The organism is Kitasatospora sp. NPDC059462 (genome assembly GCF_042749955.1).
Taxonomy (GTDB): Bacteria; Actinomycetota; Actinomycetes; order Streptomycetales; family Streptomycetaceae; genus Kitasatospora.
Window position 1 is genome coordinate 1 of the sequence record NZ_JBHYUU010000160.1, and the last position, 18,741, is coordinate 18,741.

Annotated in this window: 12 protein-coding genes; 10 read left to right on the forward strand and 2 right to left on the reverse strand. The window is 73.3% G+C overall.

Annotation, left to right across the window (positions count from 1 at the left end; all coding sequences use genetic code 11):
* Positions 1-95 precede the first annotated feature (95 nt).
* On the reverse strand, positions 96-2,705 hold the full coding sequence (locus ACFXAM_RS30045) for a transglycosylase domain-containing protein (protein ID WP_380295971.1): 2,610 nt from the start codon (positions 2,703-2,705) through the stop codon (positions 96-98).
* 508 nt (positions 2,706-3,213) lie between these two features.
* Here ACFXAM_RS30045 and ACFXAM_RS30050 point away from each other — a divergent pair.
* From ACFXAM_RS30050 to ACFXAM_RS30070, 5 genes are all read left to right on the forward strand, one after another.
* Positions 3,214-3,912 (forward strand): helix-turn-helix transcriptional regulator, encoded by a 699-nt coding sequence (locus ACFXAM_RS30050; RefSeq protein WP_380295973.1) that lies wholly within the window; start codon positions 3,214-3,216, stop codon positions 3,910-3,912.
* Positions 3,913-4,039: 127 nt separating this feature from the next.
* Entirely contained in the window at positions 4,040-5,122 is a 1,083-nt protein-coding gene (locus tag ACFXAM_RS30055) for an inositol-3-phosphate synthase (RefSeq protein WP_380295975.1), read from the forward strand.
* Positions 5,123-5,296: 174 nt separating this feature from the next.
* Complete coding sequence (locus ACFXAM_RS30060; protein WP_380295977.1) at positions 5,297-6,640, forward strand: MFS transporter; 1,344 nt, start codon at positions 5,297-5,299, stop codon at positions 6,638-6,640.
* Between the two features lie 51 nt (positions 6,641-6,691).
* Complete coding sequence (locus tag ACFXAM_RS30065) at positions 6,692-7,360, forward strand: hypothetical protein (RefSeq protein ID WP_380295979.1); 669 nt, start codon at positions 6,692-6,694, stop codon at positions 7,358-7,360.
* Between the two features lie 35 nt (positions 7,361-7,395).
* Positions 7,396-8,454, forward strand: a complete 1,059-nt coding sequence (locus ACFXAM_RS30070; RefSeq protein WP_380295981.1) for a hypothetical protein — start codon at positions 7,396-7,398, stop codon at positions 8,452-8,454.
* Positions 8,455-8,517: 63 nt separating this feature from the next.
* Here the strand turns inward: ACFXAM_RS30070 and ACFXAM_RS30075 are convergent, their stop codons facing one another.
* On the reverse strand, positions 8,518-9,939 hold the full coding sequence (locus tag ACFXAM_RS30075; protein ID WP_380295991.1) for a CCA tRNA nucleotidyltransferase: 1,422 nt from the start codon (positions 9,937-9,939) through the stop codon (positions 8,518-8,520).
* Between the two features lie 382 nt (positions 9,940-10,321).
* Between ACFXAM_RS30075 and ACFXAM_RS30080 the strand changes: the two genes are divergently transcribed.
* From ACFXAM_RS30080 to ACFXAM_RS30100, 5 genes are all read left to right on the forward strand, one after another.
* On the forward strand, positions 10,322-12,784 hold the full coding sequence (locus tag ACFXAM_RS30080) for a DUF6049 family protein (protein ID WP_380295982.1): 2,463 nt from the start codon (positions 10,322-10,324) through the stop codon (positions 12,782-12,784).
* Positions 12,785-12,841: 57 nt separating this feature from the next.
* The gene (gene murJ, locus ACFXAM_RS30085; RefSeq protein WP_380295984.1) at positions 12,842-15,373 is read left to right on the forward strand and encodes a murein biosynthesis integral membrane protein MurJ; all 2,532 of its coding nucleotides are present in this window, start codon (positions 12,842-12,844) and stop codon (positions 15,371-15,373) included.
* Between the two features lie 231 nt (positions 15,374-15,604).
* Positions 15,605-17,632 (forward strand): serine/threonine protein kinase, encoded by a 2,028-nt coding sequence (locus tag ACFXAM_RS30090; protein WP_380295985.1) that lies wholly within the window; start codon positions 15,605-15,607, stop codon positions 17,630-17,632.
* 43 nt (positions 17,633-17,675) lie between these two features.
* Positions 17,676-18,404: an RNA polymerase sigma factor SigM gene (gene sigM / locus ACFXAM_RS30095; protein WP_380295987.1), complete on the forward strand. Its 729-nt coding sequence runs from the start codon at positions 17,676-17,678 to the stop codon at positions 18,402-18,404.
* A partial coding sequence (locus ACFXAM_RS30100) for a zf-HC2 domain-containing protein (RefSeq protein ID WP_380295989.1) occupies positions 18,401-18,741 on the forward strand: 341 nt, incomplete at its 3' end. The genes sigM and ACFXAM_RS30100, both read left to right, overlap by 4 nt.

The following is an 18,741-nucleotide window of genomic DNA, read 5'->3' on the forward strand; positions in this document are numbered from 1 at the left end:
GCCGGGGGGGTACGCGTCCCTATCCGACCCCATACGGGCTACCGGGGGGGGGTCGCCCGGGGGGCCCCCCCCCCCCCCGTTCCGGTCACCCGTTGCTAGGGAGCCGCCACCCCGTTGCCGCCGGTCGTCGCCGAGGGCGAGGTGCTGGGCTTCGGCGGTCTGGTGGTCGGGCCGCCGGTCCCGCCGCCGGCTCCGCCACCCGGTTCGGTGGTCGCCGGCGGCGGGGTCTGCGTGGCGCAGCCGATCGGGAGCAGGCAGCTGGGTGACGGGCTGGTCCCGCCGCCACCGCTGCCGCCGCCGTTGGCCCCGCCGCCGGAGCCGCCGGTGGTCCCGCCGCCGCCGGTGCCGCCGCCGGGGTCACCGCCGCCGGTGCCTCCACCGCCGCCGGTGCCGCCGCCGGGGTTCGGGTTGGTCTTGGTCGGGACCGGCTGGGTGGGCACGGTGCCCGGGCAGTCGACGCCGGGGACGCAGGCCGGCTGGGTGGCCACGGGCTCGGTCGGCTGCCCGGCGTTCGGGTCCGCCGGGGCGGTGGGCGCGGTCTCGGTCGCGGTCGGCGTCGGCACGGCGCTCGCCGTGCTGGGCGCGCCCGAGGAGTCGACCTGCGAGCCGACCGGCTGCGGGGTCGGGAAGTCCATCTTCTTCTCGTTGGCCAGCGCGGCCTTCATGTACCGGGTGAAGACGTCCGCCGGGACGTCACCACCGTGGACCGAGTCCTTGCCGCCGGTGCCGTTCAGCGAGAGCCGCCCGGGGTGGGCGGAGTCCTCGCGCCACATCGCCACGCTGGTGGACAGCTGCGGGGTGTAGCCGACCCACCAGGCCGACTTGTTCTCGTCGGTGGTACCGGTCTTGCCGGCCACCGGGCGGCCCAGGGTGTTGGTCTTCTTGCCGGTACCGTTCTTCGCCACGTTCACCAGCACGTCGGTGACGTTGTCGGCGACGGCCGGCTCCAGCGCCTGCTTGGTCTCGTGCTTGCCGAAACCGGGCCGCTCCTTGCCGTCCATCAGCACCTTGGTGACCGAGTACGGCTCGGCCTGCTTGCCGCTGGCGGCGAAGGTCGCGTAGGCGTCGGCCATCCGGATCGGGCTGATGGTGGAGACGCCGAGCGGGAAGGTCGCGGTCTTCGACTCCTTCTCGATGCTCTCCTTGCGGATGCCCATCGCCTCGGCGATCTGCATGACGTTCTGGCCGCCGACGTCCTGGTTCAGCTGGACGAAGGGCACGTTGTAGGAGTACTGCATGGCCATCCGCAGCGAGACGTAGCCGCGCCGGCCCTTCTCCTCGTTCTTCTGCCGGTAGGGCTTGCCGTCGTCCCCCATCACCAGCGAGCCGTCCGGCTTGCGGATCTCCGACATGTCGTCGGAGAGGTAGCGGCTGTCGGCGTTGATCCGCTTCGGCTTGCCCTTGTCGTCGGTCGCGGTCTGCACGCCGGTCTGCATGGCGGTGGCCAGCACGAAGGGCTTGAAGGTCGAGCCGACCTGGACGCCCTGGGCGTCGGCGTTGTTGTCGTGGTGGCCGTTCTCCACGCCGTCACCGCCGTAGATGGCGACGATCGCCCCGTCGTTGGGCACCACGCTGGCCGCGCCGAACTGGACGAAGTTGTCGTTGTCCGGGCGCTTCTGCGGGTTGAGGGTCTCGGTCCGGACGTCGTCCACGGCCTTCTTCAGGGCGTCGACCTTGTCCTTCTGGAAGGTCGTGTAGATCTTGAAGCCGCCCTTGTCGATCGCCCGCTGGTCGATCGTCGGGTCCTTGGCCATGACGTACTTGTTGGCGGTCTCGACCAGGTAGCTGATCTGGCCGTTCATGTTGGCCGGCGGGACCTGCTTGATCGGCTGGGGGAAGGTGGTGCACTTCGCCCGTTCCTCGGGGGTGGTGTTCTTGGTCTCCACCATCCGGTCGAGGATCCACGCCCAGCGCTCCTCGGCGCGGGCCTGGTTGGCCTTGATCGTCGGGTCGTAGTACGACGCGCCCTTGAGCAGGCCGGCCAGCATGGCGCTCTGGCACAGGTCGAGGTCCTTGGCGTTGACGCCGTAGTACGCCTGGGCGGCGGCCTGGGCGCCGGTCGCGCCGCGGCCGAACCAGCTGGTGTTCAGGTAGCCCTTGAGGATCTCGTCCTTCTTGAACTCCTGGTTGACCTTCAGGGTGATGAAGAACTCCTTCACCTTGCGGGAGAGCGTCTGCTCCTGCGTCAGGTAGGCGTTCTTCACGTACTGCTGGGTGATCGTCGAGGCGCCCTGGGTCTCGCCGCCCTTGGCCATGTTGACGACCGCGCGCATCATGCCCTTGGGGTCGATGCCGCTGTCGGTGCGGAAGGTCGCGTTCTCCGCCGAGATGACCGCGTTCTGCAGGTTGGGGGAGATGTCGGCGAGCTCGACGATCTGCCGGTTGGTCTCGCCCTTGCGGACCATCTCGGTGCCGTCGGCCCAGAAGTAGATGTTGTTCTGGTCGTCCACCATGGCATTGAGCTTGGGGATCTCGGTCGTCTGGTAGACGAAGAAGATCCCGCCGACGCAGGCCGCGACGACGAGCAGGACGGCGCTCAGCCACTGCCGCCAGGACGGCAGCCAGCGGCGGACGCCCTGCTTGCCGAAGCGCGGGTAGTCGATGAACCGCTTCTTGCCGGGGCCGGCCGCCGCCGCACCGCCGGCCGCGGCGCCGCCGCGCCGGCCGCCCTTCTGGGCCGCCTTGCGCATCTCGGCGCGGGTCATCCGGGGCTGCTGCGCGGTGTCCCGACCGCCCTGGGGTCTGCGCCGGCGGAGGCCCTCCGAGCCGAGTTCGTCACGCCCGGCGCCCTCCGGACGCCCGTTGTCTCCGCCCGGGGGACGACCGTCGCCACCTGGCGACCTGCGCCGTCGTTCGCTCATGTTCCAGCTACTCCTCGCCAGGCCGGTCGAGCCTGAAGGCAGGGTCCACGTCCGATGCCCGCAACCGACCTAACCCCGGAGGTGGTCCTCGTGCACACGCGACAGCGTACGCAGCCCGGAAACCGAACCAATCGGGCATCAACTGCCAATCACCGCAAAACGGCAGCAGATCATTACACGCCCGTTGCCAAGCACACCCGCGCGTCGTCTTGTGATCACATTCACGCGCGCCCCTCTTGCCGGTTCGGGGACCCAGGCTTAGTGTTCTCGATATATCGAGCCGATACATCGGAACGGCATACCGCCGGACGAGGCGGGTCGCGGACCGACCGGGGAAGGGAGGACGACGGCAGTGGGCAGGCGCTCAGGAGTGCTGGAGTTCGCCGTTCTCGGACTGCTCCACGACGCCCCGATGCACGGGTACGAGCTGCGCAAGCGGCTCAACGTCCTGCTCGGCTCGTTCCGCGCGTTCTCCTACGGGACGCTCTACCCCTGTCTGAAGAACCTGGTGGCCCAGGGCTTCCTGGTCGAGGACAACCCGGAGGCCGAGTACGTCCCGGCCACCGCGCTCAACGGCAAGCGGTCCAAGATCGTCTACCGGCTCTCCGCCGAGGGGAAGCAGCGGTTCGAGGAACTGCTCGCCGACTCCGGCCCGGACGCCTGGGAGGACGAGCACTTCGGCGTGCACTTCGCCTTCTTCGGCCAGACCGACCGGGCCGTGCGGATGCGCGTGCTGGAGGGCCGCCGCAGCCGGCTGGAGGAGCGCCTGGAGCGGATGCGCAACTCGCTCGCCCGGGCCCGCGAGCGGTTCGACGACTACACCGTCGAACTTCAGCGGCACGGACTGGAGTCGGTGGAGCGCGAGGTCCGCTGGCTCAACGAGCTGATCGAGACCGAACGCGCCAACCGCACCGGCCGGACCGGCCCGGCGGCCGGCGCGACCGGCCCCGCAGTACCCAAGACTTCGGACGGCCGAGGCCAGGAGGGCGGGTCCGCGGACCCGCCCGAGCCACCGTACGACCGCCCGGGGCGCTCCTCCCAGGAGCGCTGACACCGCGTCAGCCCTGTGCCGCGCGGCAGGAGTGGGCGCGTCACGCGCCCGTCAGCAGTCATCGAAGAAGCAGGACGAGTCCCGCCGACCCCCGGCGGCGCTCATGAGATCACAGGGAGCAACCGGAATGGGTTCGGTTCGCGTAGCCATCGTGGGTGTGGGCAACTGCGCCACGTCGCTGGTGCAGGGTGTCGAGTACTACAAGGACGCCGACCCGGCCGGCAAGGTCCCCGGGCTGATGCACGTCCAGTTCGGTGACTACCACGTCCGTGACGTGGAGTTCGTCGCCGCCTTCGACGTCGACGCCAAGAAGGTCGGCCAGGACCTCGCGCACGCCATCACGGCGTCCGAGAACAACACCATCAAGATCTGCGACGTGCCGCCGACCGGCATCACCGTCCAGCGCGGCCACACCCTCGACGGTCTGGGCAAGTACTACCGCGAGACCATCGCGGAGTCCGACGAGGCCCCGGTCGACGTCGTCCAGGCCCTGAAGGACGCCCAGGTCGACGTCCTGGTCTGCTACCTGCCGGTCGGCTCCGAGCAGGCCGCCAAGTTCTACGCCCAGTGCGCCATCGACGCCAAGGTCGCCTTCGTGAACGCCCTCCCGGTGTTCATCGCCGGCACCAAGGAGTGGGCGGACAAGTTCACCGAGGCCGGTGTGCCGATCGTCGGTGACGACATCAAGTCCCAGGTCGGCGCCACCATCACGCACCGCGTGATGGCCAAGCTGTTCGAGGACCGCGGTGTCATCCTTGAGCGCACCATGCAGCTGAACGTCGGCGGCAACATGGACTTCAAGAACATGCTGGAGCGCGAGCGCCTGGAGTCCAAGAAGATCTCCAAGACCCAGGCCGTCACCTCGCAGATCCGTGACCGCGAGCTGGGCTCCAACAACGTCCACATCGGTCCCTCGGACTACGTGGCCTGGCTGGACGACCGCAAGTGGGCCTACGTCCGCCTGGAGGGCCGCGCGTTCGGCGACGTCCCGCTGAACCTGGAGTACAAGCTGGAGGTCTGGGACTCCCCGAACTCCGCCGGTGTCATCATCGACGCCGTGCGCGCCGCGAAGATCGCCAAGGACCGCGGCATCGGCGGCCCGATCCTCTCCGCCTCCTCGTACTTCATGAAGTCCCCGCCGGTCCAGTACTTCGACGACGAGGCCCGCGAGAACGTCGAGAAGTTCATCCGCGGCGAGGTCGAGCGCTGAACCGAGCGCTGAACCGAGCGCCGGAGCGGACGCTGAGCCCGGGCACCCCGGGGCGCTGAGTCCGGTCCGCCCGGGCACCGGACGGGCCCACGGTCATCGACCGTGGGCCCGTTCACCTCTTCCCGGTGGATGTTTCACGTGAAACACCGGCCCCTTCCATGGCACTCTGGGCAGGTGGCGATCACCGAGAACGGCAGTACCCACCGGGCCGCGCACCGCGCCACGCTCCTCGACCTGCTCCGCGGCCGCGACTTCCGCCGGCTGCTGACCGCCCGGGTGCTGTCCCAGCTCTCCGACGGCGTCTTCCAGGTCTCCCTCGCCGCCTACGTCGTCTTCTCCCCCGAGAAGCAGTCCTCGCCCGCCGACATCGCCTCGGTGCTGGCCGTGATGCTGCTGCCGTTCTCGGTGATCGGCCCCTTCGCCGGTGTCCTGCTGGACCGCTGGCGCCGCCGCCAGGTGCTCTACCTGGGCAACCTGGGCCGCTTCGGACTCGGCCTGGTGACCGGCGGGCTCCTCGTGGCCCAGGCGCCGACCTGGATGTTCTTCGCCTCCGCGCTGCTGGTCACCGCGCTCAACCGGTTCATCCTGGCCGGACTGTCGGCGGCCCTGCCCCGGGTGGTCCGCGGCGAGCAGCTGGTCACCGCCAACGCCCTCTCCCCCACCCTGGGCACCGTCGCGGCCGCCTGCGGCGGCGGGCTGGGCTTCCTGCTGCACCAGCTGATGCCGCCCGGGCCCAGGGCCGACGCCGCCCTGGTCTCGATCGCCGCGTTCCTCTACCTCTCCGCCGCGCTGGCGGCGCTGCGGATGGACCGTGACCTGCTCGGCCCCGAGCACCACCCGGGCCGCCCGGCGCTCGGGCAGGCGCTGGCCCAGGCCGCCCGCGAGCTGCACGCCGCCGTCACCCACCTGGTGCGCGACCGTCGCCCGGCGGCCCACGCGCTGGCCGCCGTGACCGCGGCCCGGTTCTGCTACGGCGTGCTGATCGTGGTCGTGGTGATGCTCGCCCGGTACACCTTCAACGACCCCGCCGACAGCGCGGCCGGCCTCGCCACCCTGGGGCAGGCGGTGGGCCTCTCCGCCGCCGGGTTCTTCATCGCCGCCGTGATCAGCCCCTGGTGCAGCCGACGGCTCGGGCTGGCCGGCTGGATGACGCTCTGCCTGGCCGCGCCGGTGCTCTTCGTGCCCGCGCTGGGGCTGCACTTCCGCCTGGTGCCCTCGCTGATCGCGGCGCTGCTGCTCGGCGTGGTCACCCAGGGCACCAAGATCTGCGCCGACACCGTGGTGCAGGAATCGGTCGAGGACGACTACCGCGGCCGGGTCTTCGCCATCTACGACGTGCTCTTCAACGTCGCCTTCGTGGCCGCCGCCCTGGTGACCGCCCTGGTGCTGCCGCTCTCCGGCCGCTCGGTGACGGTCGTCCTGGGCGTGGCGGCGGTGTACGCGGCCTCGGCCGTGCTCTACCTGCGCGCCGCCCGCCGGACCGGCCCGATCCCCGGGGACGTCGGCGCGAGTCGCTAAGGTACGTCAGATCTGTCGCAGCGACAGCAGTCTGTCTCGGGGGACAATCTGATGAGCACACCGCCAAGTCCGTACGGACCACCACCGGCGTACGGCCCCGCACCCCAGGCCTACGGGCCGCCGCAGCCGTACGGAGCGCCGCAGCCGTACGGCGCACCCCAGCCGTACGGAGCGCCCCAGCCCGTGCCCGCCGGGTACGGCGCACCGCCGCCCCCGCCCGGGTACGGCCACCCGGCCGCCCAGGCCGCTCCGCAGGCGGCTCCTCCGTATCCGCACCAGCCGTACCCGCCGCAGCCGCATCCGCAGGCCCCCTACGGCCGGCCCTCGCCGCACGGCTACCCGCCGGCCCCGCCGCCGGACGGCGCACCGGCCGCGAAGGGCCGCGGCAAGGCCCGGTTGAAGGCGGCCGGTCTGGTCCTGGGCGTGATCGCCCTGATCACCGGCTACTTCGTCAGCGGTCCGAGCGTCAGCAGCGCCAAGGCCGGCGACTGCGTCAAGGCCTCCGGCTCGCGCGACGTCTCGGTGGTCAAGTGCACCGACAGCAAGGCGAACTACAAGGTGCTCGCCACCTTCGACTCCACCACCGACACCACCCGGTGCCGGAGCACCGCGGGCACCACCAGCACCGTCTCGGGCAAGAGCGGCCGCCGCTGGAACAAGAAGCGGTACGTGCTCTGCCTCGGCCCGCTCACCGGCGTCCCGCCGGTCAAGAAGTCCTGACCGACCGCCACCCGACCTGTTTCCGGGGGATCCCCTTGTCCGTTCCGCCGCCCCAGATGCCGTACGGCTCGACGCCGCCCGCCGACGGCGCCAACCCGTACGCCACCGGCACCCCGTACGGCGCGCCGGCCCCGCCGCCGCCGGCCGGCTACGGCTACCCGGCCGCCCCGCCGCCGGCCGCGCCGCCCGGGTACGGCGTGCCCGCCCAGGCCCCGCCCGGGGGCTACGCCTACCCGCCGCAGGCCGGGGGCTACCCGGCGCCGGCCGGCTACGCCCACCCGGGCGGACCGGTCTGCCGGTTCTGCGGCGGCTTCCCGGCCGTCGACACGACCGTCCGGGGCCACCAGGGCATCATCATCATCATGCGGTTCCTGAAGCAGCCGGGACCGTTCTGCCGCACCTGCGGCACCGCCGTGGTCCGCGACATGTCGGCCCGCACCCTGGTCCAGGGCTGGTGGGGCTACCTGTCCGGGATCTTCACCGTGGTCACCCTGCTGCGGAACCTCGCCGCCCACAACCGGATCAAGGACCTGCCGCCGCCGGCGCCCGGCACCCACGGACCGCAGCTCGACCCGGGCGTGCCGCTCACCAAGCGCCCGCACATCTTCATGCTGCTGCTGCCGGTGCTCGGGATCGGCTCGACGATCGTCCTGATCGCCACCGGCGCCTTCCTCGGCGCCCGGCAGCACGACGACCCGTACCGGCCGCTGGTGCTGCCCACGCCGACCACGGTGACCATCCCGGTGCCGACGTACTCGCCGAGCTTCTCGCTGCCCCCGGCGCCGGCGCCGGCCCCGACGATCACCCTGCCGACGCCGTCCGCCACCCCCACGGTGCCCGGCGACATCGACTACGCCAAGGCGGGCGACTGCCTGCGCAACGAGAACGGCACCACCGCCACCCACGACGCCCACCCGCGGATCACCATGCTGCCCTGCACCGACCCGCGGGCCCAGTACAAGGTGCTCAAGAAGGTCTACGCGACCAGCGACGACGACAAGGCCTGCGAGAACGTGGCGGGCACCGAGAGCACCTACACCCGGGACTCCAGCACCGAGGCGCTCAGCTTCGTCCTCTGCCTGAAGAAGATCTGAGCCCGGCGCACGGGGCGGGGCGGTCCCGGGGAGCACCCGGGACCGCCCCGCCCGCCGCGCGTCCTACTGCTGGGCGTCCCACCAGGAGCGCAGCGCGGCCACCGCGGCGTCGTGCTCCAGCGGGCCCTGCTCCAGCCGCAGTTCCAGCATGTGCTTGTACGCCTTGCCGACCATCGGGCCGGGCTTGAGGCCGAGCAGCTCCATGATCTGGTTGCCGTCCAGCGCCGGACGGATGGCGTCCAGCTCCTCCTGCGCCTTGAGCTCGCCGATCCGCTCCTCCAGGCCGTCGTAGGTGCGGGAGAGCGCGGCCGCCTTCTTCTTGTTGCGGGTGGTGCAGTCCGAACGGGTCAGCTTGTGCAGCCGCTCCAGCAGCGGGCCGGCGTCGGTGACGTAGCGGCGCACCGCCGAGTCGGTCCACTCGCCGCCGCCGTAGCCGTGGAAGCGCAGGTGCAGCTCGACGAGCCGCGAGACGTCCTCGGTGAGCTCCTTGGAGTACTTCAGCTCGCGCATCCGCTTGCGGGTCATCTTGGCGCCGACCACCTCGTGGTGGTGGAAGGAGACCCGGCCGTCCGGCTCGAAGCGGCGGGTGCGCGGCTTGCCGATGTCGTGCAGCAGCGCGGCCAGCCGCAGGGTGAGGTCCGGGCCGTCCTGCTCCAGGTCGACGGCCTGCTCCAGGACGGTCAGCGAGTGCTCGTAGACGTCCTTGTGCCGGTGGTGCTCGTCGCGCTCCAGGCGCAGCGCGGGCAGCTCGGGCAGCACGTGGTCGGCCAGTCCGGTGTCGACCAGCAGCCGCAGGCCCTTCACCGGGTGCTCGGCCACCAGCAGCTTGTTGAGCTCGGCCTGGACCCGCTCGGCGGAGACGATGGCGATCCGGTCGGCCATCGCGGTCATCGCCGCGACCACCTCGGGGGCCGGCTCGAAGTCCAGCTGGGCGGCGAACCGGGCGGCCCGCATCATCCGCAGCGGGTCGTCGGAGAAGGACTCCTCGGGCGTGGCGGGGGTGCGCAGCACCCGGGCTTCGAGGTCCTCCAGGCCCTGGTGCGGGTCGACGAAGCCGCGGCCCGGCAGGTCGACGGCCATCGCGTTGACCGTGAAGTCGCGGCGGACCAGGTCCTCCTCGATGGTGTCGCCGTAGGTCACCTCGGGCTTGCGGGAGGTGCGGTCGTACGCCTCGGAGCGGTAGGTGGTGATCTCGATCAGGAAGGAGCCCTGCGGGGTGTCCTTGCGCGCGCCGACCGTGCCGAAGGCGATGCCGACGTCCCAGACCGCGTCGGCCCAGCCGCGCACGAGCTTGAGCACCTGCTCCGGACGGGCGTCGGTGGTGAAGTCCAGGTCGTTGCCGAGCCGGCCCAGCAGGGCGTCCCGTACCGAGCCGCCGACCAGCGCGAGCCGGTGACCGGCCGCCTGGAAGCGGCGGGCGATCTCGTCGGCGACCGGGGACACCCGCAGCAGTTCCTGCAGGCCCCGGGTCTGGGCCTCGCTCAGGCCGGGGGCGGCCTGGACGGCGGAACTGGAATGATGGGCGCCGGTCGGGTGGGCGGTGGGCTCATTGGCAGTGGACACGGCTCACAAGGGTACGTGGCCCGGCGGCCCCGCCGCCCGCGCGTTTCCACCCGCTCACCCCCCGGCCCGCAACACCGAGGCCCTCGCCACATCGTTACCATGCCGGTGGGACGACTCCGGGACACCGACGGCGGGTCGCGGTGCCGGGCGCCGTCATGGCCGCCCTGGCGACGGGCGGCCCCATGTTCTTCCACGGCTGATCCTCACGGCACCCCCCACGGCCGGCGGAACATCCGCAGCAGCACGGCACCAGCAGCAGCGATCGAGAACGGCGAGGGCGAACCCGTGAGTGAGGGCGAACCGCGTGAGTGAGCCGGCACGGCACCCCGGACAGCAGGCGGACGGTCGCCCCGGCCGGGTCCTGCGACGAACCGCCCGGCGGCTGGCCGGCGCGCTCGGCGCGGCACTGGTGCTCGCCTCGGCCCTGCCCGGCCTCCCGGCGGCCGCGGCCCCCGCGGCCGGGACCGGCGAGGCGCGCCCGGCCGCCGACGCGACGGTCACCGCCGAGTACCCGGTGACGCTGACGATCGAGTCGGTGAACAAGCCGGTGGCCGTGCCGAACGGCACCGTGACCGTCTCCGGGCACGTCACCAACGGCGGGAAGTCCGTCCTCAAGTCCGCGCACGCGACGGTCCGCAAGCCCTGGGCGGGCAAGCCGCTCACCACCCGCAGCGAGGTCGCCGGGGTGCTCACCCGGACCACCCCGCAGGGGTCGGACGGCATCTCGCTGGACAGCCCGCAGTACGCGCTGAACGAGCTCGGCCCCGGCCAGAGCCAGCCGTACACGCTGAGCGTCGCCGTCGCCGACCTGCAGCTCACCACCGAGGGCGTGTACGAGCTGGCGGTGGACGTCTGGGGGTCGACGGTCGACAACGCCCGCGACCGCCCGCTGGGCATCGCCCGCACCTTCCTGCCGTACAACCCGACCCCGACCGAGGCGCAGCCGTCCAAGGTCACCACCCTGTGGCCGCTGGTGCACGCCCCCGTGCTGGCCGCGCAAACCCTCTCCGACAACGACCAGACCGTCCCGGTGCTGCGCGACGACAGCCTGGCCGCCGAGTTCGCGCCCGGCGGGCGGCTGTACGCGCTGGTCGAGACGGGCTCCTCGCTGACCGGGCTGACCTGGGTGGTCGACCCGGACCTGCTGGACACCGCGTTCGCGATGACCAGGGACTACCGGGTCCAGAAGCCCGGCACCGCGGGCAACGCGGCCAAGGAGGAGAACACCGTCCGCGGCACCGGCACGGCCGCCGCCACGGCCTGGCTGGAGAAGCTGCGGGCCGCGGTCGCCAAGCCGGGCAGCCAGGTGGTGGCGCTGCCCTACGCCGACCCGGACCTCGCCTCGATCGCGCACAACGCCCCCGAGCTGGAGGGCATCGACGCGGCGCTCGGCAAGGCGGCCACCGCCGGCCGGCTGACCGTCGAGGGCCGGCTCTCGGTGGACACCCGCTCGGACGTCGCCTGGCCCTACCGGGGCTACCTGGACCAGCGGATCGCCTCGGTCGCCCAGCGGGCCGGCGCCGGCCTGGTGCTGGTCGACGGTGGCAGCATGCCCGAGTCGGACGCGCTGAAGTACACCCCCTCGGCCGCCCGGCCGATCGGCAACGGCCAGACCGCGGTGGTCGCCGACCAGGTGGTCTCCTCGCTGTTCGAGGGGGACCTGGCGACCCCGCAGGACCAGACCCTGGCGGTGCAGCGCTTCCTCGCCGAGACCTTCGTGATCTCCCGGCAGGAGCCGCAGAATCCGCGCGGCCTGCTGGTCATGCCGCCGCGCGACCTCACCGCCGCCACCGCCAAGGTGCTGGCCGGCGCGCTCCAGGCGGCCCAGGACGGCAAGTGGGTGGAGCCGGTCAAGCTGGACGTGCTCGCCCAGGCCGCGCCCGACCCCAAGGCCAACACGGCCGTCCCGGCGCCCACCGACTACCCGGCCCGGGTCCGCGACTCGGAGCTGCCCGCCGCCGACCTGACCGCCACCACCCGGATCCAGGCCGACCTGGACACCCTGATGCAGGTGCTGACCCTGCCGCAGCGGGTGCGCGGGCCGTTCAGCGCGGCCATGGTCCGCTCGCTGTCCACCGAGTGGCGCACCCGGGCCCCGGAGGGCAGCGTCTACCGCGAGGGCGTGCAGAGCTACCTCAACGAGCTCACCAGGGCGGTGAAGGTGCCGCCGAAGCGGGTCATCACCTTCGCCGGTGACACCGGGGTGCTCCAGGTCAGCGTGCGCAACGACCTGACCCAGACGGTCACCAACCTCAAACTGGTGCTGAGCCCGAGCCAGCCCAACCGGCTGCGGGTCGAGCTGCCGGCGGAGGAGCTGGTGCTGCCCGCCTCGCAGAGCGTCACCCTGCGCTTCCCGGCCGAGGCGAAGAACAACGGGACCGTCTTCATGACCGCCCAGCTGTACACCACCGGGCCCGACCCGAAGCCGTACGGTGCGCCGGTGGTCTTCAGGGTCGAGGTCACCTCGGTCACCAACGGCGTGCTGTACGTCTTCGGCGGCGGCCTGGTGCTGCTGCTGCTCGCGGCCCTGCGCTTCCTGCGCCAGCGCAAGCGGCGGGTGGTGCACGACGACGAGGGCGACGCGCCGCTCGCCCCGGCGGACGGCCCCGCGGGCGACCCGGCGGGCGACCGGGCCGAAGGTCCGCGGGAGGGTCCCGAGGACGGACCGGGCGACCGGGACGGCGCCGGCGGTGCCACGGGGACACCGCACGACAGCAGCGCGGATGGCCGGGATCGGGCCACCAGTGATGAGAAGGTTGGTCCTTGACACCGCCGACACCGCCCGATCCCGTGGCGGCCTCCCCCACGACAGCGAAGAGGTGACATGACCGGGCGCAGCGAGGAGCGGCCTCCGGGCCGCGGAGAGGTCCGTCCGGGTGCCGAGTCGCCGTCCGGCGACTGGTACGTGGCCGACACCTACGCCCAGGACCCGTACGCGGCCGACGCGTACCAGGGCGGTCCGGGCGAGCAGGACCCGTACGGCCTGCTGGCCGGCCGGCCGGCCGCGCCGCAGCAGCCGGCGGCCGCGTACGACGTGCCTCCGCAGCTGCCGCCGCAGGGCGGCGGCTACCCGGCGCCGGTGCCGCCGACGCCGTTCTCGCCGCCGGTGCCGCCGGTGCAGCCCGGCTGGGACACCCCGGCGCGGGACCTCCGGCACGAGGAGCTGCCGCCGCAGGCCGCCGCCCCGGCCGGTCCGCCCGCTCCGGGGGGCCGGCCCGCCCCGGCCCCGGGCTGGGGCGGCCAGCAGCAGTGGCAGCCCGGCCCGGCGCACTCCGCCTGGGACTCCGAGTCCACCGAGTACGTCGGGGTGGACGCCCTGTTCGGCGGCCAGCAGGCGACCGCCGAGGCGCCCCGCCCGCCGGCCCAGCAGCCCCCCGTCCAGCAGCCCCCCGCGCCGCAGCCGGCGGCCGCACCGTTCCCGCCCGCCCCGCCCGCGCCGTTCCCCCCGGCCGGCGCGTACCCGGGGCAGCACGGGCCGCAGGCCCCGTACGCACCCGGCCCCGGCGGACACCCCGGCGGCCACGGCCCGGAGGGGCACCGTCCCTTCGTCCCGCCGATCGAGTTCGACCCGCCGCTCGCCGAGGACGAGGCCACCCTCCAGGTGGCCGCGGTGCAGCTGCCGCCCGCGGTGGAGCCGCTCGCCGACCTCACGGCCGAGGAGCGCACCGCCCCCGCGGCCCCGCCGGAGGACGGCGGCAGGACGTCCGGCGGCGGCAAGGTCGCCTCGCTGCTGAACTCCAGTGCGATCATGGCGGCCGGCACCCTGGTCTCCCGGGGCACCGGCTTCCTGCGCACCATGGTCATCGCCGGCGCGATCGGCATCGCCGTGATGGGTGACTCCTACAACGCGGCCAACACCCTGCCGACCCTGCTCTACATCCTGATCGGCGGCGGCGCCCTGAACGCCGTCTTCGTGCCGCAGCTGGTCCGCAGCATGAAGAACGACGCGGACGGCGGCACCGCCTACGCCAACCGGCTGCTCACCCTGGTGATGGTCGGTCTGGCCGGCGTGGTCTTCCTGGCCGTGCTCGGGGCACCGCTGCTCGTCCAGCTGATCGCCCACAAGATGATGGAGACCCCGGCCCGCGCGGACACCACCGTGGCGCTGGCCCGGTACTGCCTGCCGACCATCTTCTTCATGGGCATCCACGTGGTGATGGGCCAGATCCTCAACGCCCGCGGCCGCTTCGGCGCGATGATGTGGACCCCGGTCCTCAACAACATCGTGGTGATCTTCACCTTCGGCGCCTACATCTGGGTGTACGGCGGCTTCGACGGCACCCACGTCACCCCGGAGACCATCACCCCCGAGGGCGTCCGGCTGCTCGGCATCGGCACCCTGGTGGGCCTCGCCGTGCAGTCCCTGGCGATGATCCCGTACCTGCGGGCGGCCGGCTTCTCCTACCGCCCGCGCTTCGACTGGCGCGGCCACGGCCTGGGCAAGGCGGCCCGGCTCGCCAAGTGGACGTTCTTCTTCGTGCTCGCCAACCAGGCCGGCTTCCTGGTCATCACCCAGCTGGCCACCGCCGCCGGCAGCGACGCCGAGGCGGGCGGCCACGGCGGTGTCGGCCTCGCGGCCTTCTCCAACGCCCTGCTGATCTGGCAGCTCCCGCAGGCCGTCATCACCGTCTCGATCATGAGCGCGGTGCTGCCCCGGCTCTCCCGCGCGGCCGCCGACGAGGACGCCGGCGCGGTCCGCGACGACCTCTCCCACGGGCTGCGCACCACGGCCGTCGCGGTCGTCCCGGCGGCGTTCCTCTTCCTCGCGCTCGGCCCGGCCATCGGCCAGTCCATCTACGCGGTGGGCGGCGGCGACCTCGCCCTGGACAACGCCCGCAACGTGGGCCTGATGCTCTCCGCCTTCGCGCTGGGCCTGATCCCCTACTCGGCGCAGTACGTGATGCTCCGCGGCTTCTACGCCTACGAGGACACCCGCACGCCGTTCTCCAACACCGTCTGGGTGGCCGCCTGCCAGGCCGGCTTCTCGCTGCTCTGCTGGGTGCTGCTGCCCGCCGAGTGGACGGTCATCGGCATGGCGTTCGGCTACGGTCTGGCGTACGCCGTCGGAGTGACGGTCGCGGTGCCCAAGCTGAAGAAGAAGATCGGCGGCCTGGACACCAAGCGGATCGGCCGGACCTACTCCCGGCTCGCCACGGCCTCCGTGCCCGCCGCCCTGGTGGGCCTGGGCACCAGCCTGGCGATCACCCGGGTGGTCGGCGGCTGGGCCGGGGCCGTGCTGACCGTCCTGGTGGCGGGCGGACTCCAGCTGGCCGTCTTCGTGCTCATCGCGAAGCGGCTGCGGATCGAGGAACTGAACGCCATGCTGGGTATGGTGCGCGGCCGACTGGGCCGCTGATCCGGCTTCGGGCCGCCGCGCTCCCCGGACCCGGCCCGGGCCGGGGCCCGGCGGCCCGAAGCCGATCTGCACCACATCTCTCCACCATCAGGCAACCGCTCGGACCTTTCGGCGGTCGTACCCGGTGGAGAACAGTGGGCACAATTGTCCTGGAGCACCGGGGCCACCGGCCGAAGCGCTCCAACGACTCTCTCTCAGGCCCGGGGCGACACAAGGGGAGGCTGGACCACGGTGGCTGATGGCACCAAGGCGGTCGTCGACACGTCAGCAGCTGACGGAGCGGCGGACGAGGCCGCGCTGGCCGCGGCGATCGACGAACTCGCCGACGGCACGGCGCGGGCCGGCGCGGCCACCGGGAAGGACGCCCGCCCCGACGGGGACGGCGCCGACGACGCCGGGGCCGGCCGGGACCACGCGGACGGCGCGGGCGCCGAGACCGCCGAGGACGGCGGGACCACCGAGGACGGCGACGACGGCGAGGACGCCGACGACGAGGCCGTCGCCCCGGCCGGGACCGAGGAGACCTCGGAGATCACCGCCCCGCTGTCCGCCTCCGAGATCGCCGCCGAACTGGCCGCCGGCGACGCCGCCCGCCGGGCCGCCGCGGCGCCCGCCGCCGACCGCCCCGCCGCCAAGCGCCCGCCCCGGGACCCGCAGCCCACCCACGACCCCCGGGACACCGCCACCCTGCCGCAGACCCTGCCCGCCCCGCTGCGGCACAGCGGCGACCTGATCGGCCACCGCTACCGGCTGGAGGAGTGCATCTCCTCCAGCGAGACCTTCAGCAGCTGGCGCGCGGTCGACGAGAAGCTGCGCCGCGCCGTCGGCGTGCACCTGATGGCCGCCGGCCACCAGCGCGCCCGCAAGGTGCTGGCCGCCGCCAAGTCGGCCGCCCTGCTCGGCGACCCGCGCTTCGTGCAGGTCCTGGACGCCGTCCAGGAGGGCGAGCTGGTCTACGTCGTGCGGGAGTGGCTGCCGCACGCCTCCGACCTCGCCAAGCTGCTCGCCGACGGCCCGATGGAGCCCCACGAGGCGTACCAGATGGTCCGTCAGGTCACCGACGCGGTGGCCGCCGCCCACCGGCGCGACCAGGCCCATCTGCGGCTCACCCCGCGCTGCGTGCTGCGCACCGACAGCGGGCAGTACCGGATCAACGGCATCGCGGTGGACGCCGCCCTGCGCGGACTGCCCGCCGAGGGCACCGACGAGGACGCCGAGCGCACCGACACCCGGGCCATCGGCGCCCTGCTGTTCGCCGCGCTCACCCACCGCTGGCCCTTCCCCGAGGACCGCTACGACCTCAAGGGCCTGCCCCGGAACCTCGGCGAGGTGGCCCCCGACCAGGTCCGCGCCGGGGTCCACAAGGGCCTGTCCGAACTGGCCGCCCGGGCGCTGTTCGACCACCCGCCGCACCACGCCGAGCCGATCACCACCCCCGAGGCACTCGCCCGGGCGATCGCCCTGATGCCGCGCATCCGCCAGCCCGAGCCCGAGCTGCCGGTCTTCACCAACCCGCCGCGCCACAACACCCACGCCCTGCCGACCGCGCCCAACCCGACCCGGGTGGTCGCCGCCCCCGGCACCGGCCCCACCCCCGTGACGGCCCCGGTGCGACGTGCCGGACGGCGGCTGCGCCGGGTGGTCAAGGTGACCGCCTGGACGGTCGCCCTCGGCGCCATCGGCGCGGCCTCCTGGCAGCTGGTCGACTACCTGCGCCCGGAGAGCACCGCCATCGCGGCGCCCCAGCCGAGCAGCACCAGCGCCACCCCGACCGCCCATGCGGCCACCCACGACCCGGTGGCGATCCCGGTCGCGCAGGCGATCTCCTACAACCCGCTGGGCGGCGGACCGGAGGGCACGTCCGCCCTGGACAAGGCCACCGACGGCGACCCGAACAGCGAGTGGACCACCAGCTGGTACGTCGACCCCTTCGGCCCGAAGACCAAGGAGGGCACCGGCCTGCTGCTCGACCTCGGCTCGGTGCAGTCGGTCTCCAGCGTCAACATCAAGCTCGGCACCCCCGCCACGGCCGAGCTGCGGATGCCCGCGAAGGGCGTCGGCAACCCTCCGGCCGCCAAGCCGAAGGACTACAACGTCATCGGCAAGGAGTCCGGCACGGCCCTCTCCTACAAGCTGGACAGCCCGGTGACCACCCGCTACCTCTTGATCTGGCTGACCAGCCTGACCAAGAATCCGGACGGCATGCAGTACGCGGGGCAGTACCAGGGCCACATCGCCGACGTGAAGGTCTTCGGCTGACCGGCGGGCTGCGGCGGCGGGGCGCGGACGGCGAGGGGTGGACGTGGCGGAGGACGGACCGCAGCGCGGCGACGACGACGCGGCGCTCCTCGCCCGGCACGTCGCGGGCGACCGGGAGGCCTTCGGCCGGCTGGTGAACCGCCACCGCGACCGGCTCTGGGCGGTCGCCCTGCGGACCCTCGGCGACCGCGAGGAGGCCGCCGACGCCCTCCAGGACGCCCTGGTCTCCGCCTTCCGCTCCGCCCACACCTTCCAGGGCCGCGCGGCCGTCACCACCTGGCTGCACCGGATCGTGGTCAACGCCTGCCTGGACCGCGCCCGGCGCACCGCCACCCGGCGCACCAAACCGCTCGACGAGGACCCGCAGCGGCTGGACGCCCTGGTGGGCTCCGCCGAGCCGGCCGACTCCCCGGTGGTCCGCGCCGAGGTGCACCGCGAGCTGGCCGCCGCGCTCGCCGAGCTGCCCGCCGAGCAGCGGGCGGCGCTGGTCCTGGTCGACATGCAGGGCTACCCCGTCGCCGAGGCCGCCGAGCTGCTGGGGGTGCCGGTCGGCACGGTGAAGAGCCGCTGCGCCCGGGGCCGCGCCCGGCTGCTGCCGCTCGTCCGGCACCTGCGCGAGGAGGCCCCCGCGGCGGGCGGTGTTTCACGTGAAACACCGCCCGCCCCCGGAGCCGACCGCCCGTCGGGGAACCCACCGGGGCCCCGTACCGTCACAGGGACAGCCCCGGATCCAGCCCGGCCGATTCTGGAAGGAGACGCGAGCACGCGATGACGACGCCCCTCTCCTCCCCCGACGCCGCCGCGGGCGCGCATCCCGGAGCCGACGAGCTGGCCGACCTCGCCGAGGACCTGCTGCCGCCGGACGAGGCCGACGCACTGCGCCGGCACCTGAGCGGCTGCGCCGAGTGCCGGGAGACCGCCGACGCCCTCGCCGAGGTGCGGCTGCTGCTCGCCGGGGCCGGACCGGCGGCCATGCCGACCGACGTCGCCGCCCGGATCGACGCCGCCCTCGCGGCGGCGGCCGAGGACGCCCCGGCGCCCGCTCCGGCTCCTTCCCCGTCGGTCCCCTCCCTGTCGATCCCTGCGCCGTCCCCCCGGCCGGTCCCCTG

Excerpts from the sequence above, each read along its gene's own strand:
- ACFXAM_RS30045 (WP_380295971.1), bottom strand. The coding sequence starts at position 2,705 with ATGACCCGCGCCGAGATGCGCAAGGCGGCCCAGAAGGGCGGCCGGCGC.
- ACFXAM_RS30055 (WP_380295975.1), top strand. The coding sequence starts at position 4,040 with ATGGGTTCGGTTCGCGTAGCCATCGTGGGTGTGGGCAACTGCGCCACG.
- ACFXAM_RS30065 (WP_380295979.1), top strand. The coding sequence starts at position 6,692 with ATGAGCACACCGCCAAGTCCGTACGGACCACCACCGGCGTACGGCCCC.
- murJ (WP_380295984.1), top strand. The coding sequence starts at position 12,842 with ATGACCGGGCGCAGCGAGGAGCGGCCTCCGGGCCGCGGAGAGGTCCGT.